The sequence below is a fragment of the Gordonia sp. 852002-50816_SCH5313054-c genome, from assembly GCF_001665925.1.
In the GTDB taxonomy this organism is placed as follows: Bacteria; Actinomycetota; Actinomycetes; order Mycobacteriales; family Mycobacteriaceae; genus Gordonia; species Gordonia jacobaea.
In genome coordinates this window covers 55,982-71,657 of the sequence record NZ_LZTE01000061.1, presented here as the reverse complement: position 1 = coordinate 71,657, position 15,676 = coordinate 55,982, and the positions used below count along the sequence as shown (strand labels likewise).

16 protein-coding genes, 1 tRNA gene, 1 pseudogene and 1 riboswitch are annotated in these 15,676 nt (G+C 64.6%); of the genes and pseudogenes, 11 read left to right on the top strand and 7 right to left on the bottom strand.

What is annotated here, in order from left to right; translation table 11 throughout:
- Window positions 1-71: 71 nt before the first annotated feature.
- Window positions 72-542: pseudogene (locus A5788_RS16165) on the bottom strand (DUF418 domain-containing protein); the annotation flags it as partial.
- Between the two features lie 87 nt (window positions 543-629).
- On the opposite strand from A5788_RS16165, the gene A5788_RS16160 reads away from it, so the two are divergent.
- From A5788_RS16160 to A5788_RS16140, 5 genes are all read left to right on the top strand, one after another.
- Window positions 630-1,229 carry a TetR/AcrR family transcriptional regulator gene (locus A5788_RS16160; RefSeq protein ID WP_064868012.1) on the top strand — a complete coding sequence of 200 codons (600 nt, stop codon included), beginning with the start codon at window positions 630-632 and terminating at the stop codon, window positions 1,227-1,229.
- Between the two features lie 121 nt (window positions 1,230-1,350).
- Window positions 1,351-1,423: transfer RNA gene (locus tag A5788_RS16155), tRNA-Asn, on the top strand.
- A gap of 190 nt (window positions 1,424-1,613) precedes the next feature.
- A complete protein-coding gene (locus A5788_RS16150) occupies window positions 1,614-1,814 on the top strand; it encodes a hypothetical protein (RefSeq protein WP_049698322.1) in 201 nt (66 codons plus the stop codon).
- A gap of 47 nt (window positions 1,815-1,861) precedes the next feature.
- Window positions 1,862-1,925: riboswitch (guanidine-III (ykkC-III) riboswitch) on the top strand.
- 15 nt (window positions 1,926-1,940) lie between these two features.
- Window positions 1,941-2,255, top strand: coding sequence for a DMT family transporter (locus tag A5788_RS16145; protein WP_049698321.1), 315 nt, complete (start codon window positions 1,941-1,943; stop codon window positions 2,253-2,255).
- A gap of 60 nt (window positions 2,256-2,315) precedes the next feature.
- On the top strand, window positions 2,316-2,741 hold the full coding sequence (locus tag A5788_RS16140; RefSeq protein WP_064868010.1) for a pyridoxamine 5'-phosphate oxidase family protein: 426 nt from the start codon (window positions 2,316-2,318) through the stop codon (window positions 2,739-2,741).
- Here the strand turns inward: A5788_RS16140 and A5788_RS16135 are convergent.
- Both A5788_RS16135 and A5788_RS16130 read right to left on the bottom strand, forming a co-directional pair.
- Entirely contained in the window at window positions 2,721-3,467 is a 747-nt protein-coding gene (locus A5788_RS16135) for a GntR family transcriptional regulator (protein ID WP_082937779.1), read from the bottom strand. The two genes, A5788_RS16140 and A5788_RS16135, sit on opposite strands and share 21 nt — an antisense overlap.
- Complete coding sequence (locus A5788_RS16130) at window positions 3,424-4,560, bottom strand: acyl-CoA dehydrogenase family protein (RefSeq protein WP_064868005.1); 1,137 nt, start codon at window positions 4,558-4,560, stop codon at window positions 3,424-3,426. The genes A5788_RS16135 and A5788_RS16130 overlap by 44 nt, the downstream gene beginning before the upstream one ends.
- A gap of 107 nt (window positions 4,561-4,667) precedes the next feature.
- Between A5788_RS16130 and A5788_RS16125 the strand changes: the two genes are divergently transcribed.
- Window positions 4,668-5,408 carry a hypothetical protein gene (locus A5788_RS16125; RefSeq protein ID WP_064868002.1) on the top strand — a complete coding sequence of 247 codons (741 nt, stop codon included), beginning with the start codon at window positions 4,668-4,670 and terminating at the stop codon, window positions 5,406-5,408.
- An 18-nt stretch (window positions 5,409-5,426) separates the two neighbouring features.
- Here A5788_RS16125 and A5788_RS16120 read toward each other — a convergent pair whose 3' ends face one another.
- Window positions 5,427-6,638 (bottom strand): TetR/AcrR family transcriptional regulator, encoded by a 1,212-nt coding sequence (locus A5788_RS16120; RefSeq protein WP_064867999.1) that lies wholly within the window; start codon window positions 6,636-6,638, stop codon window positions 5,427-5,429.
- A gap of 254 nt (window positions 6,639-6,892) precedes the next feature.
- On the opposite strand from A5788_RS16120, the gene A5788_RS16115 reads away from it, so the two are divergent.
- From A5788_RS16115 to A5788_RS16095, 5 genes are all read left to right on the top strand, one after another.
- A complete protein-coding gene (locus A5788_RS16115) occupies window positions 6,893-7,669 on the top strand; it encodes an enoyl-CoA hydratase-related protein (protein ID WP_442902864.1) in 777 nt (258 codons plus the stop codon).
- Window positions 7,670-7,707: 38 nt separating this feature from the next.
- Window positions 7,708-9,309, top strand: coding sequence for a fatty-acid--CoA ligase FadD5 (gene fadD5 / locus A5788_RS16110; protein WP_064868043.1), 1,602 nt, complete (start codon window positions 7,708-7,710; stop codon window positions 9,307-9,309).
- Window positions 9,310-9,434: 125 nt separating this feature from the next.
- Entirely contained in the window at window positions 9,435-10,565 is a 1,131-nt protein-coding gene (locus tag A5788_RS16105) for an NDMA-dependent alcohol dehydrogenase (protein WP_064867993.1), read from the top strand.
- Between the two features lie 28 nt (window positions 10,566-10,593).
- Entirely contained in the window at window positions 10,594-11,409 is an 816-nt protein-coding gene (locus A5788_RS16100) for a serine hydrolase domain-containing protein (RefSeq protein ID WP_064867990.1), read from the top strand.
- 158 nt (window positions 11,410-11,567) lie between these two features.
- Window positions 11,568-12,086 carry a DUF3145 domain-containing protein gene (locus A5788_RS16095; protein WP_064868040.1) on the top strand — a complete coding sequence of 173 codons (519 nt, stop codon included), beginning with the start codon at window positions 11,568-11,570 and terminating at the stop codon, window positions 12,084-12,086.
- A 366-nt stretch (window positions 12,087-12,452) separates the two neighbouring features.
- On the opposite strand, the gene A5788_RS16090 is transcribed toward A5788_RS16095, so the two are convergent.
- The 3 genes from A5788_RS16090 to acpM form a co-directional block, all read right to left on the bottom strand.
- A complete protein-coding gene (locus A5788_RS16090; protein ID WP_064867987.1) occupies window positions 12,453-13,904 on the bottom strand; it encodes an acyl-CoA carboxylase subunit beta in 1,452 nt (483 codons plus the stop codon).
- Between the two features lie 134 nt (window positions 13,905-14,038).
- The gene (locus A5788_RS16085; RefSeq protein ID WP_005206423.1) at window positions 14,039-15,310 is read right to left on the bottom strand and encodes a KasA/KasB family beta-ketoacyl-ACP synthase; all 1,272 of its coding nucleotides are present in this window, start codon (window positions 15,308-15,310) and stop codon (window positions 14,039-14,041) included.
- Window positions 15,307-15,618 carry a meromycolate extension acyl carrier protein AcpM gene (gene acpM / locus A5788_RS16080; protein ID WP_005206424.1) on the bottom strand — a complete coding sequence of 104 codons (312 nt, stop codon included), beginning with the start codon at window positions 15,616-15,618 and terminating at the stop codon, window positions 15,307-15,309. Before acpM ends, A5788_RS16085 begins: the two co-directional genes overlap by 4 nt.
- Between the last annotated feature and the right edge of the window lie 58 nt (window positions 15,619-15,676).

Here is a 15,676-nt window from a genome sequence, read left to right as displayed (position 1 = left end):
GCCGGGGCCGCAGAATTCGCCATAGCCAATTCTCTCAAACCACGAACCATAAACTAATTAACGACACGCGACACTAGCGTCAGCAGCACAACGTGTATGCCCGCTGCGGTGATGAGCGCGACCCGTTGCCGACGAATGCTCATCGCGAGGAGATAGGCGACGATGAGCCCGGTGACGGCGTATCCCGTCAGCACGTCGAACTCGGTGAAGAGGAAGTAGTTCACGGTGCCGTCGATGAAGAGCAGGATGGCGCGCCAGTAGTACTTGCCGGGCCACCTGTGCCCGCGTCTGGCCGCGGAGCGTTGCTGGATGGCGAGCCCGACGCCGAACATGATGGTGAGCAATCCCAAGAACTTGCCCTGGGTGATCTGCTGCAGCACGGACTGCACGGTGCCCCAGGTGCCCGACGCCTCGTTGGCGCCCAGGATGTAGCCGATCAGGCCGTCGACATTGGTGAAGATCCAGATGTTCGTGCCGAGGGTTCCCAGGATTGCGATGCCGCGCAGGACGTCGAGGGAGACGTGTCGTCGTGTGTCGCCCATGCTGTGCTCCAGTCGTCGGAGTAGGTGATACGAGTGTGCTACCAAGGCTTAGTGGCTTAGCTAACACGAGTGAGCTAGCATAAGTCAATGCCCAAGCTGATCGACCACACCGAGAGGCGCTCCGAAATAGCTGAGGCGCTATGGCGGATTGCGTTGCGGGAAGGGGTATCTGGCGTTTCGATTCGCGAGGTTGCCGCCGAGGCGGGCATCTCTGCGGGTTCGCTGCGTCATGTATTCGCCGACAAGGAGGAGTTGCTCGAATTCTCCATGCGGTTGATCTACGACCGCGTCGCGGCACGGATTCAGGATCGGGCACGCATCCGCGATCCGCTGCGCCGTGCCGATGCCATCCTGGCCGAGCTACTGCCGTTCGACGACAATCGGCGCGTCGAGATGCATGTGAACCTCGCGATGGTGACGGAGTCTGTGGCCCATCCCGGCCTGGCGACTGCGGCGGTGGAGGCACACGAGGGTCTGCGCGCACTCTGCGTGCGGGTGCTCTCAGATCTGCGCGAACATGGTCTCGTCGACAGCGATCGCGATCTGGACGCTGAAGCCCTACGACTGCACGCCCTCATCGATGGCCTCGCCATGCACCTCCTGCTCGCGGGCACCGATTCCCGAGATCAGACCCGCGCCGCGGTGAGCGAGCATCTCGCCTCGCTCAAGCACCCGCAAACGCCCTGAGGCGTGGCGAGGCGGCCCTGCACGGCACCCCTGTGACCAGTCGTTTTGTCCTGACGCGAGTCGATACGCTAGAGTCAGCGTTCGGTTCTGGTGCTGTTCGCGGCGCCCGGATCACGAGCAATCCCCCATAGCTCAATTGGCAGAGCATTCGACTGTTAATCGAACGGTTACTGGTTCGAGTCCAGTTGGGGGAGCAGAGTTAGAGCAGGTCAGGCCCGGTATCCGCCGGGCCTTTCTTGTTTTTGGGGCCATAACCCCCTTTTTTGTCCCCCGGCACCGCGGGATTCGACCAAAGACCCTGGCACCGGCGTTGTGCTCGTTCTAACGTAGATCGCGACCAAGCTTCCGTCGAAGCGCGACGGAACTGTCGAGGAGGTCAACGCCATGTCAGCGCATTCACCGCTCTTCTACGTCCTTCCCGGTCTGGCAATCGCAATGGGACTCATCTTCGCCGCGGCAGGTATCGGCGACATCGCCAACTACGGTGGCGGGGTCGCCGCATGGCTGTACACGATCTTCGGCTTGGCGGTCGTGGTCGTCGGGGCCGGCGTGGTCGCAGTCGGCAAGGGCGGTTCGTCGGAGTAGCGTCCCGCCCGGCGGGAATTTTGCGGGTGTCCGATTTGCTAGTATGGACATAGTCAATGCTGACACCCGGACGAGGCGCGCCGTACCCGGCCAGCGACAAGACGGCGCTCGGAGGTTCGACGTCTCGTGTCGTGGATCGTGTTGATCATTTCTGGTGTGCTGGAAGCTGTCTGGGCTACTGCTCTCGGCAAGTCCCAGGGGTTCACCCAAATTGTTCCCACAATTACTTTTGCCGTTGCGCTGATCGGATCGATGGCCGGTCTGGCTTATGCGTTGCGGGAGTTGCCAACTGGCACCGCTTACGCGATCTGGGTGGGCATCGGTGCCGCGCTGACAGTCACATACGCGATGGTGACCGGCGCGGAATCGGCGTCACTTGTCAAGGCGGGCTTGATCTTTCTCATCATCGTCGCAGTGGTCGGGCTCAAGCTCGCCCACTGAGTGCTGGTCCGCCCAGCTGGGTGCCGACGCTCGGCGAAGGAAATCACTAGCCTCGGGTTCATGGCGATGAACAAAGAAGAACGGCAAGCATTTCTCGCGCAGCCGCACATCGGCGCGCTCTCGATAGAGGCGGGTGCCGACCGCGCGCCTCTGGTGGTGCCGATCTGGTACCAGTACAGTCCCGGCGGCGACCTGTGGTTTCTGACAGGTGCGGAGTCACGCAAGATCTCGCTACTGCGTGCTGCGGGGCGCTGCACGGTGATGGCCGAGGTGCTGTCTCCGACGATCGCGTACGCCGCGGCGTCGGGTCCGGTGATCGATATCGTCGACGGAACCAAGGACGATCTCACCGAGATGGCCGCGCGGTATCTGCCTGCCGACAAAGTCGCGGGCTACGTCGAGTTCGCCTCCTCCGAGCACGGTTCACAAACGAAAGTCGTTGTGCGGCCGCAGCAGTGGGTCGCTTCAGACCTGGGTTCGATCTGAGTCGGTCGTACCCCAGATGCCGCTTTGTTCGAGGTGGTGCGTCAAACGTGCTGCGCCATCGATGAACTGGCGACGCGTCTGCACCACTGCCTCGTCGATGTCGCCCGACCGGTAGGCGTCGACCAGCCGTTCATGGCTGTCGACCGCCGTGTGGCCCCACTCGGGGTCGTTGGCATAGAGCCGCGCCGGTGTGTAACGAGTGGCCGCGAGGAGGAACCATGCCAACTTCGTGCCTCCCGCGATGACGTTGTGCGCGCGGTGGAATTCGAACTCGGCCTCGATGACGCCGTCGTCGTCGCCACTCGCGACAGCCGCGCGCAGTCGTCGTGTCCACCACTGCAATTCGTCGAGATCGTCGGATGTCACGGCGGCTGCGGTGCGCAGCGCGATCCGCACCGCGATCTCGCCCTGCAACCAGAACAGGTCGTCGACGTCGACGCGGTCCAGCGTGCCCACACGGTATCCACGGTGCGGCTCGAGGTCGACCATGCCCTCGCCACGCAGGGTCAGCAGCGCCTCGCGCACGGGGGTCACGCTGACACCCAACTCGGCCGCGACGTCGTCGAGTCTGATGAACTCACCCGGCCTGATGTCGGCCGTCATGATGCGGTGTCGCAGGTGTGCGGCGACCTCTTCGGACAGTTGAGGGCGCCGAGGAATCCGCCGCGGCGCCCTCGACCCGTCAGAGTCCGAAGGTCTTGCCGATGATGTCGCGCTGGATCTCATTCGTGCCACCGTAGACCGTCGAGATGATCGCACCACGCATCAAGCGCTCGGCGTCGAATTCCGTTGCGTAGCCGTAGCCGCCCATCATCTGCATGGCATCGATGGTCATGCGCTTGGAGGTTTCGGTGGCTTTGAGTTTCGCCATCGACGCCTCGCGGGGGAAGAGTTTTGTGGGGTTGTCGTCCGCGAGTTGAGCCACCGAATAGACGAGTTGCTTGGTGCACTCGATCTCGGTCGCGAGATCGGCCATGCGATGCCGCAGAACCTGGAACGACCCGATGGGACGTCCGAACTGTTTGCGCTCGGTGATGAACGCCAGGGTGTCGGCGAATGAGCGCTCGGCCACACCGAGTTGCATCGCTGCGAGGATGAGTCGCTCGGTGTTGAGTCCGGCCATCAGTTGATTCCAGCCATTGCCGACCTCGCCGACGACCGCGGAGTCGGGCACCCGACAGTCTGTGAAGTAGAGATCGTTGACCTCGCGACCGCCGAGCGTGTCGATGCCCTTGATCTCCAAACCCGGTGTGTTGGCGGGGATGTGGAACTGCGTGATTCCCTCGTGCTTCTTGCCGGTGGTCGACGTACGGGCAATCAGCAAGATCGATCGCGCGAAGTGCGCATTGGAGCACCAGGTCTTCTGTCCGTTGATGACCCACCCGCCGTCGACCTTCTCGGCACGGCAGGTGAGGTTGGCGACGTCGGAACCCGCCTCGGGCTCTGACATCGAGATCGAGAGCGCGTCACCGTTGACGACGCCGGTCAGGACTTCCTTCTTGAGCTGGTCGTCGGCGAACCGGTTGTAGGCCAGGGCGGTGATGAAGGTGGGGCCGATCCCGCCGATGGGTGCCATGCCACGCATCGCTTCTTCGAGCAGGATGCACATCTCGACGTTGCCCGCGCCCGACCCGCCGTAGGTTTCGGGCAGCATGATGCCGGCCCAGCCGAGGTCGGCCATCTTCTGGTAGAGCTCGCGCGAGTGCAGCTCCGTCCCGTCCTTGGTGTAGCGATTGCGCTGGTCGCGGGTCCCGACCTCGCGCTGGCAGAAATCGGCGACCGACGTTGCGAATGCGCGCTGTTCTTCAGTGAAGTTCACTGCTGTCCTCTCGATTGGCGAAGCCTGTAGGCGACCTGGCCAAGATCATATATGTGATATGTCGGGCCGTGGTCTGGACCACACATTCGATGGCTAGATTGGTTGCCATGCCCAAATCGCGTATCCCGTCCGACGACGGCGTGCAGACCGACGTGGCGCGCACGTCGGGCGCCGACGTTTCGCCGCTCGACGGCGATGAGTTCCTCGCGGCGAATCGCAGTAGGCGTGAGCAGTTGCGCGCCGAGGCCGCCGACCGGGTGCCGCGCAAACTCGACACCACGAAGACCGGCGGCGCGCGAGCCGATGCAGAGGAGGCCGCCGGACGAGTGAAGCGACCGGTTCGTGGACGGGTACTCGTCGGAGTGCTGGCAGCGCTCGTGGTGGTTCTCGCGATCTCGACCGGAGTTCTCGCGTACCTGTACGCGCAGGCAGATCGCCGAGTGTCCGACGCCGGACCGTCGGATGCCGATCGCACAACGGTCCTCGACACCGCGCGTCGCTACGCCGTCGAGCTGACCACCTACGATCCCGCCGACTACGGCGATCTCGATCGTCGAATCACGCAGATATCCACCCCGGAGTTCGGTAAGACCTACATCGCGTCGTCGCAGGATGCGCGCAAGGGCAACGCGAACGCCAAGGGAGTGTCGACGGCGAAGGCGCAGCGTGCGGGGATCGAATCGATGACTGCCGACCGTGCGGTGGTCCTCGTGGCTTTGGATCAGACGGTGAAGTCGTCGGAGATCGCCGCGCAGGTTCCCGACGGCATCCCGTACCAATCGCGTGTCGAGATCACGCTCGCCAAGCGGAACGGCACGTGGTTGCTCGACGATCTGGCGACCGTCTGACATCAGGCAGCCAGCACGTCAGCGCTGCTGTGGGCCCTGCTGGGGGCCTTCGAGAATGGCGCAGCCGATCGCGGTGACCTGCTCGGCGGTTGGTGGGCGGCGTAGTCGAAGCAGATCCGAGATGGCGTTCAGTGCCGCGTGCACGAGGAAGCGGGCCTGTCCACGACTGATCGCGTCGCCACGGTCGCGCGTGACCCACGCGGCCCACTCGTCGACGTTGGCGCGCTGCTGGCGTCGCAACGCACTGCGCTCCGACGGGGCCAGGTGTCCGATCTCGCTCAGGTATACCGTCACAAGTGCGGTGTCGCGCACGAAGAGTCGTACGTAGCGGGCAACGAGCGACTCGAGCGCTGCGCGGCTGGTCGTCGACGCCGCGAGTGCGTCGGAAGTGGCGGCACTGACGCGGTCGGACGCTCGCCAGAATGCAGCCGACAGTATCGCGGACTTGCTCTCGAAGTGGCGGTAGACGCCGGATGTGGGAACGCCTGCGGCAGCGGCGATCTCGTCGATCGTGACCTCTCGGAAGCCTCGTGCGGAGAAGAGCGAAATCGATTCGGTGAGTATGAGCTCGCGTTTCGACGCCGGCGCCAGCCCGGACGGCGGGCGCTGGACCGAGGCGTCGACGGCGAGCAGCGGCGCGACGTCGGCCAGTGAGAGCGCGGTTGCGACGAGTAGTCGGCGAATGTCGCGGTCTGCCAAGGCGGTCCGATGTGTGGTCGGACTTGCCACGACACTGATCATCGCCGCGACGAGAAGGTCTGCGTGTGGGCGGGGGATGTTCGGCCGTGCATCGAGAAGCGCTGCGCGGATTCGCCGATGCTGTTCCATTAGAACGACTTTCACCTTCGTGGCGTCATCGCCGTCGAGGTAGCGCTGATCCCAGCGGTAGAGGCCGCCGGTCCTGCGGTGGTCGATGGCCGACTGTGCGAGAGCGGTCAGTGCCGACTCGAGATCGCTCTGCGATGTCTCGAGCGCCTCGGCCAGCACGTCGGCGAGCAGTCCGGTGGCCTCGGCGAAGAGTGCGTATTTCGTCGGGAAGTGGCGGTAGAGCGCGGGGGCGGAGATGCCCACGAGGTCGGCGATCTCCTCGAGGCGCACCGCGTGGTATCCGCGGTCGCTGAACTCCTGTGCCGCGGTACGCAGAATCAGCGCTCGGCGGTCGGCGGGGCGTCGACGTGGCGGTCCGTCGATGTGTGTCGGAGGGTGGTCAGTCGAGGGCTGACTGCTCATCGGTCCAGAGTAGAGCGAGAGCGCCTTTGTCAGAGAACAAATTGATGAATCGTCTAAAACGTGTGGTAGCGGCGTCGTACGAGTTAGCTAAGTTAATCGCGATTCCTGTGGTCTACATCTCATCGGCATGTATGGTGGCGGCATGATCACGCGACCGGCGAGCGATGGGGTGGGCTGTGTCTGACAATCGGGCGACCGGGTCTGACAGTCGGGTGACTGGTGGCGCAGGGTCTGACGCCTCGATCGCTACCGGAATCAGGACCGAGGTCGACGATCGGGGGATCGCCCGCGTCACGATCGATCGTCCGGAACGGATGAACGCGCTCAACGGAGACGCCTCGAGCGCGCTGATCGACTTCCTCACCATCCGATGCTCCGCGGACGACATACGCGCGGTGATCATCGACGGCGCCGGGGGACACTTCAGCACCGGCGCCGATATTCGCGACATCGCTGCCCGGGCGTCGGAGAACGGCGGCATCGACGAGCGGAGTGCGGCATCCGTGATCGGCGGAGGGTCGGCGTTGGCTCGTGCCGTGCGCTCTGTCGAAGTCCCGGTTGTCGCGTCCGTCGACGGCGCCGCGGTCGGGATCGGTGCATCGCTGGCGTTCGCCTCCGACCTCATCTTCGCCACCCGACGTTCCTACTTTCTTCTGGCATTCACCAACATCGGACTCATGCCCGACGGCGGCGCGACCGCGACGGTGTCGGCCGCGATCGGTCGGGCGCGCGCCAACCGGCTGGTCCTTCTCGGTGAAAAGTTGCCTGCGCCAGAAGCATTCGACGCCGGCCTGATCAGCGGACTCGTCGACGACAGAACCGCGCTCGACGCCGAGATCGCCGGTGTCGCCAAGCGATTCGCGCAGAGTTCGACGCAGGCGTTGCGTCTGGCGAAAGCCGCGCTCGACGCCAACACGCTCGCGGGATTCGAGTCGGCCCTCGAACGGGAGACCAGTGGACAGACTCGACTGCTGCAATCTGATGAATTCCACGCGGCCATAGCCGCATTCACCACCGCACGCCGACAGTGACGTTGCGAACCAACGTCGAGAAATCCAAGGAGAGTTCCATGACCGCGACCGTCGCCTCGGGCCAAGACCTCAACACAGAACCGCTGCGGTCTCGCCGCAACCACTGGAACAACCAGGTCCGCAGGCATGCGCTGATGCAGCCAGACGCTCCCGCGCTCAAGTTCCTGGGTGAGACGACGACGTGGAAGCAACTCGACGAGCGCACCACTGCGTTCGCGGCGGCGCTGAGTCGTCGCGGCGTCGGTTTCGGCGACAGGGTGCTGATGATCCTGCTTAACCGCACCGAATACGTCGAAGCGATCCTGGGGGCCAACATCATTGGTGCCATCCCGGTGCCGGTGAACGTGCGGATGAGTCCCGCCGAGGTCGCCTACCTGGTGACCGACAGCGGTGCGCGAACGATCGTCACCGAGACGTTGCTCGCCCCACTCGCCGACGCGGTTGTCGCCGCAACAGGAGACGTCGATCAGGTGATCGTGGTGGGCGGCTCCGACAACACCGCCCACATCGACTACGCCGATCTCATCGCCGAAGACGCGTCCGACCTCCCGGAGATCGACATTCCGGAAGAGACCGTCGCGCTGATCATGTACACGTCGGGCACCACGGGAAAACCCAAGGGCGCCATGCTGACTCACACGAACATGCAGTCGCAGGCACTCACCTGCCTGCAGGCGCTGCACACCAGCCGTGACGACATCGGTGCCGGTGTTGCGCCGATGTTCCACATCGCCGGTATCGGAGCGATGGCGCCGCTGTTCTACATGGGCGCGACGTCGGTCATCCATCCGCTCGGCGCGTTCGACCCCGACCAGATGCTCGACATGTGCGAACGCGAGGCCATCACGTCGATCTTCCTGGTGCCCGCCCAGTGGCAGGCGGTTTGCGCGGCGCAGCAGGCACAACCACGCGACGTGAAGTTCCGCGTGATCAGTTGGGGTGCGGAACCCGCCTCGGACACCGTGCTGAACGCGATGAACGAGACGTTTCCCGACGCGCTCAACGTCGCGGTTTTCGGACAGACCGAAATGTCGCCCATCACTTGCGTTCTCGACGGCGCCGACGCGCTGCGCAAGATCGGGTCGATCGGCAAGGTGGTTTCGGCGGTCACCGCGCGCGTCGTCGACCCGATGATGAACGACGTCGCCGACGGCGAGGTCGGGGAGATCGTGTACCGCGGGTCGAACATGATGCTCGGGTATTGGCAGAACCCGCAGGGCACACAGGATGCGTTCCGCGGGGGCTGGTTCCACTCCGGCGACCTCGTGCGTCGCGACGACGAGGGTTTCCTCTACGTGGTCGACCGGGCGAAGGACATGATCATCTCGGGCGGCGAGAACATCTATTGCGCCGAGGTCGAGAACGTCCTCTACGGCCACCCGAGGATTGCCGAGGCGGCTGTGATCGGACGGGCCGATCCCAAGTGGGGTGAGGTGCCGGTCGCCGTGGTGGTGACGGTCGACGGCGCCGACCTCACCCTCGAGGAGATGGGGCCGTACCTCGACGAGAACCTGGCGCGGTTCAAGCAGCCCAAGGACATCGTTCTCGTCGAAGAACTACCTCGCAACGCGGGTGGCAAGGTCGTCAAGCCGCGTCTGCGCGAGAGCTACGGCAGCAAAGACGAGGGTCTGGCCAACTGATCTCGCCACAAAAGTAGAACACGTTCCATTTCCGACGAAAAGTGACTATCGTCTCAGTAGGGACGCCAGGCCGTGCCGGCACCAACGGCACGCTGCGCGTGTACGACAACAAGCGGAGGACATGAATGAAGACCAAGGGTGCGTTGCTGCGAGAACTGAACTCGCCGTGGGAGATCGAAGAAATTGAGATCGGCGAGCCCAGGGCGCACGAGATCAAGATCCGGATGGAAGCCGCCGGGATGTGCCACTCCGACCATCACCTGATGACCGGTGGTATCCCGCTGGGCGGCTTCCCGATTCTCGGCGGTCACGAGGGTGCGGGTGTCATCGAGGAACTCGGCGAGGGTGTCACCGATTTCGAGGTCGGCGACCACGTGGTCCTGTCCTTCATCCCGTCCTGCGGCAAGTGTCCGTCGTGTCGGTCGGGGCTGGCGAACCTGTGCGACCTCGGCGCGCTGCTCCTCCAGGGAGAAGCGGTGTCGGACCACACCTTCCGTATTCACACCGCGAAGGGTGAGAACGTCTATCCGATGACGCTGCTCGGTACCTTCTCGCCGTACATGGTGGTGCATGAGGCATCGGTGGTGAAGATCGACAACGACATCCCATTCGAGGTGGCGGCTCTCGTCGGTTGTGGCATTCCCACCGGCTACGGGTCGTCGACGCGTAGTGGCGATGTCCGACCGGGCGAAGACGTCGCGATCGTCGGTGTCGGCGGCGTCGGAACCGCGGCACTGCAGGGTGCGGTGATCGCGGGAGCGCGCAACATCTTCGCGATCGACCCGGTCGAGTGGAAGCGTGAGCAAGCACTGAAATTCGGTGCGACGGCAGCGTTTGCGTCGATCGACGAGGCTGCGGGAGCGATTGCCGAGACCACACACGGAGCGATGTGCCGCAAGGTCATCGTGACGGTCGGAGAGGTACACGGCAAGGATGTCGACAGTTGGATGGGCATCACCGCCAAGGCGGGCACCTGCGTGCTGACCGGCATGGGCAACATGCTCGACACCGAGGTGACGCTCAATCTGTCGATGCTCACCCTGTTGCAGAAGAACCTGCAGGGCAGCATCTTTGGCGGTGCGAACCCCAAGCTCGATATCCCGCAACTGCTTTCGATGTACAAGATCGGCAAACTCAACATCGACGACATGATCACCCGGCAGTACCGGCTTGATCAGATCAACCAGGGCTACCAGGACATGCTCGACGGCAAGAACATTCGCGGAGTCATCCGCTACACCGACGAGGATCACTGATCGTCGTCTACCGGTAACGTAGGTCCCCGTGAGTGTTCTCGAGGCCCTCGATTCCTGGCCGGTCGACAATGTCGCCGCGGCAATCGTCACTCCCGAGGGGGTCGTCGCACACGGGGACACCGCCCGCATCTACGAGCTCGCCTCGGTCACCAAACTCCTGGTGGCCGAGGCGGTTCTCGTTGCGGTCGAGGAGGGCGCCGTCGAACTCGACGACCCGGCCGGGCCGCCCGGTGCGACCATCGCTCATCTCCTCGCGCACGCGTCGGGACTCGCCTTCGACAAGCGAGAGGTCGAGGCGCCGGTGGGGGAGAAGCGGATTTACTCGAGCGCCGGGTTCGAGGTGCTTGCCGAGACCGTCGAGGCCGCAACGGAGATTGCATTCGCCGACTACCTCGCCGAGGGAGTCTGTGCGCCACTGGGACTCTCGTCGACGACGCTCGACGGACCTGCCGGCCACGGAGCACGATCGAGCGTCGACGATCTTGCCGTTTTCGCTGCCGAACTACTGCAACCACGCCTGCTCTCGTCGGACCTCGCCGACTCGGCGCATTCGGTGTGGTTTCCGGGTATCGACGGCTTCGTGCCCGGCTACGGCAAGCACAAGCCGAACGATTGGGGCCTCGGATTCGAGATCCGCTCGCACAAGTCGCCGCATTGGACGGGAACACGTAACTCGCCGTCGACGTTCGGGCACTTCGGACAGTCGGGAACCTATCTCTGGGTCGATCCGGAGCTCGCCGCGGCCTGCGTCGTGTTGACGGACCGGCCGTTCGGAGCCTGGGCGAAGCCGCTGTGGACCGAGTTCAACGACGCCGTCGTCGACACTCTCGTCGCGGACGATTGACAACGGGCGGGCCGGTGAATCAGTAATTCACACCAATCACCTTCGGAAACTAGCGCAACACGTACAACATCAGGCACAATAAACAACACGAGTGTGATATCCGCTGTCGCGAGGTGTGTTGGGGAAGACGTTCCTCGTCGACAACGGAGGTGAACAAGGTGCGCAACCTGAATCAGTTTGCGGACATGACGACCGGAGTGGTGTACATCCACTCAGCGCAGGCTGCGCTGTGCCCGCATGTGGAGTGGGCTCTGTCGTCGACCCTTAATGCGCGGGCCAACCTGAAGTGGTCCGCGCAGGATGCCGAACCCGGCATGCAACGGGCAACCGTTGACTGGACGGGTCCGGTAGGTACTGCTGCGCGGCTGGCGAATGCGCTGCGCGAGTGGTCGTCGCTGCGCTTCGAGGTGACCGAGAATGCCAGCGAGGGCGTCGACGGCGAGCGGTTCAGTTATGTTCCGGGACTTGGCTTGTGGCGCGGATCGACGAGCGCCAACGGCGACGTGATCATCGGCGAGATGCAACTGCGCTCGCTGATCGAGGCCCAGCCGGACAGCGCTGGGCTCGCGGGCGAGCTCGAAGCTGCGCTCGGTACCGCATGGGACGGCGCTCTCGAGGCGTACCGCATGGGCGGCGCGGGCGCCGAGGTGACCTGGCTGACGCAACGCGTCGGTTGAACCACATCGGAGTTGGTGACCAACCTCCGATCACCGACCCGACACACTGATTCGGCCCCGGCAGAGTACTGCCGGGGCCGAATCGCGTAGGTGAGCGAGGGAGCGGTAGCGACCGATGCGGCCCGCAAAGTTGTCGGGCCGACCCCGGTCTGGACTGACGAGGAGCGAGGGAGCGTAGCGACCGGTACGCGTTGATTCGGGCACACGACGGAGCGAGGGAGCGAAGCGACCGATGCGGTAGCCAGCGTTGTCGGGCCGACCCCGGTCTGGACTGACGAGGAGCGAGGGAGCGAAGCGACCGATGCGACGAGGAGGGAAGACCGGGGACTAAGGCCCGACAACCAGCGGCGACGGAGTCGCCGCCAATCACAAAGGTATGTTCTTATGCCTCCCGCGCCGCGCGGGGGCGGACGCGAGTGCTTCGGCGATGATGCTGCGGGTTTTGGCGGGGTCGATGACCTCGTCGACGACGCCGATCGATTGTGCCCGGTCGAGTCCGCCCGCGATCTGTTCGTGTTCGACGGCGAGGCGCTCGTGGAGTGCGTCGCGTTCGTCGTCTGGCGCGGCGGCGAGTGCTTTCTTGTGGAGGATGCCGACGGCGGCTTTGGCGCCCATGACGGCGACTTCGGAGCCGGGCCAGGCGAATACGGCGGTCGCGCCGAGTGAGCGTGAGTTCATCGCGATGTAGGCGCCGCCGTAGATCTTGCGGGTCACCAGGGTCACGCGGGGCACGGTGCATTCGGCGAAGGCGTGCAACAGTTTTGCGCCGCGTCGAACAACGCCGTTCCACTCCTGGTCGACGCCGGGCAGGTAGCCGGGGACGTCGGTGATGACGATGAGTGGGATGCCGAAGGCGTCGCAGAGGCGCACGAAACGCGCGGCCTTCTCGGCGCTTTCGGAGTTCAGGCAGCCACCCATGCGCAGTGGGTTGTTGGCGACGACGCCGACGCTGCGGCCGGAGAGTCGGCCGAAGCCGATGACGATGTTGGGAGCCCACTTCGCTTGCAGCTCTTCGAAACTCGACACTTCGGTCTCACCGTCGGCGGCGAGTTGTGTGTCGAGGAGTTTCGCGACGATGGGGTGGACGTCGTAGGCGCGTCGTGGAGATTCGGGTAGCAGGGCCTGCAGGTCGGAGTCGCCTGCTTCTGCCTGCTCTCGGTTGAAGTGGCCCTGTTTGCCGAACGTCGAGACGAGTCGTCGTGCGCGCCAATACGCGTCGGGTTCGGAGTCGGCGGTGATGTGGCTGACGCCGGACTTCTTGCCGTGGGTGTGCGGTCCGCCGAGCGACTCCATGTCGACGGACTCGCCGGTCACGCTGCGGACGACGTCGGGACCGGTCACGAAGACACGTCCGGCGGGGGCCATGATCACGACGTCGGTCAGTGCGGGCCCGTATGCCGCGCCGCCTGCCGCGAAGCCGACGACCACGGAGATCTGCGGGATGTAGCCGGAGGCCCTCACCATCGCCTCGAACACTCCGCCGACGGCGTGTAGTGCTTCGACACCTTCGGCGAGGCGAGCTCCGCCCGAGTGCCAGATTCCGACGACCGGGGCCTGCTCGGCGATCGCGGTGTCGATGGCGTTGACGATGTGTGCGCACCCGACGATGCCCATCGCGCCGCCCATGACGGTCCCGTCGGTGCAGTAGGCGACGGTGCGCACGCCTTGAACGAGTCCGATCGCAGCCTGCACACCCGAGGAGTCACGCGGGTGGAGGAGCGTGAGGGCGCCCTCATCGAAGAAGTTGGTCAGTCGCAGCATCGGATCGCGGGGATCGACCGCGTCCTCGTGGCCGGTGATGGGGGCCAGTGTGGTCATCGCTGTCTCCTACTGCTGCGTTGCGAGTTGGGGAGGTGTGGTGGCGCCGACCGCGACGTCGACCATCCGGTGTCAGGTGATACATCGGAGACGTCGACGTCGCGGTCAGTAGCACTGACCGGTCGGGGTGCTACTCAGTAGCGACCGATGGCCAATGCCACGTTGTGTCCACCGAATCCGAACGAGTTGTTCAGGGCGTAATCGATCTGCCCATACCGCGACTCGCCGTGCACGACGTCGATGTCGCCGCACTCGGGGTCGAGGTTCTCCAGATTCAGCGTCGGCGGGATCACGCCTTCTTCGACGCTCTTGATGGTCAGCACCGACTCGAGCGCACCGACCGCGCCGATCGAGTGACCGAGAGCGGACTTGGGCGCGTAGATGGCGGCGTGATTGCCGATCGCCGCCGCGATACCCGCTGCCTCGGCGGTGTCGCCGATGGGGGTCGAGGTGGCGTGAGCGTTGATGTGGGTGATGTCGGAGGGCTGCAGGCCCGCCGTCTGGATAGCGCGGGTCATCGCCCGCGCGTTGCCCTGACCACTCGGATCAGGTGCGACCAGATGGAAGCCATCCGACGTGATACCCGCACCGAGGATGCGCGCGTGGATATGCGCACCGCGTGCTTTGGCGTGCTCTTCGCGTTCGATGATCAGCATGGCTGCGGCCTCACCGAAGACGAAGCCGTCGCGATCCTTGTCGAACGGGCGCGAAGCGCCTGCCGGGTCGTCGTTGCGGGTGCTCATCGCGCGCATCATCGAGAACGCCGCGATCGGGATCGCATCGATGTGTCCTTCGACGCCGCCGGCAACCACCATGTCGGCCTCGCCGAGCACGATGTGACGCCATGCGTGGGCGATCGCCTCAGCACCCGACGAGCACGCCGAGACCGGGGTGATGACGCCCGCACGGGCACCGATGTTGAGTCCGACGACCGCCGCGGGACCGTTCGGCATGGCCATCGAGACGGCCAGCGGCGACACCTTGCGGTAGTTGCCGGACTGTTCGATCGCCTTGACGGCGTCGACCATCGCGTCACCGCCACCCTGTCCGGTGCCGATCACAACGGCCAACCGGTCGGGATCGACCTCGGGCTCGCCCGCCTGCGCCCAGAGGCGCTTGCTCATGACGTGGGCGACGCGCTCGACGTACGCCATGCGGCGTGCCTCGATCCGGGTCACCTCTTCCGCGGGGTCCTTGACCATGCGGCCACCGACGCGGCAGGGGAGCTCACCGTACTTCGTGACGAAGTCGTCGGTCAGCTCACGAATGCCGGTTTCGCCTGCGAGAAGACCCTTCCAGGTCGAATCGAGGTCCTCACCGAGCGATGTCGAAGCAACCATCGACGTGACCACCACGCTGGGGAAGTTGCCCCCCAGCGTGGAGTAATCGCGGAGCGATGAGGTCACGAGCCGGCTTTCTGATCGGACGCGACCTGTGCCTGGATCGCGGCCGCAGCCTCGGGGTTCTCTGCTTCGAGCTTCTGGATGTACGAGACGGCGTCGCCGACGGTACGCAGGCCCGCGAGGTCCTCGTCGGGGATCTTCACGCCGTACTTGTCCTCGGTCTGCACGGCGATTTCCACCATCGACAGCGAGTCGATGTCGAGATCGTCGACGAACGACTTCTCCATGGTCACCTCGGACGGCTCGATGCCGGTGACCTCTTCGATGATCTCGGCGATGCCGGCGATGAGTTGTTCCTGGGTGGCAGCCACTGTGTGGTTCCCTTCGTTGTGCTTGTGAATGTGAACTCCGGAACATCGCTGGCGCGTG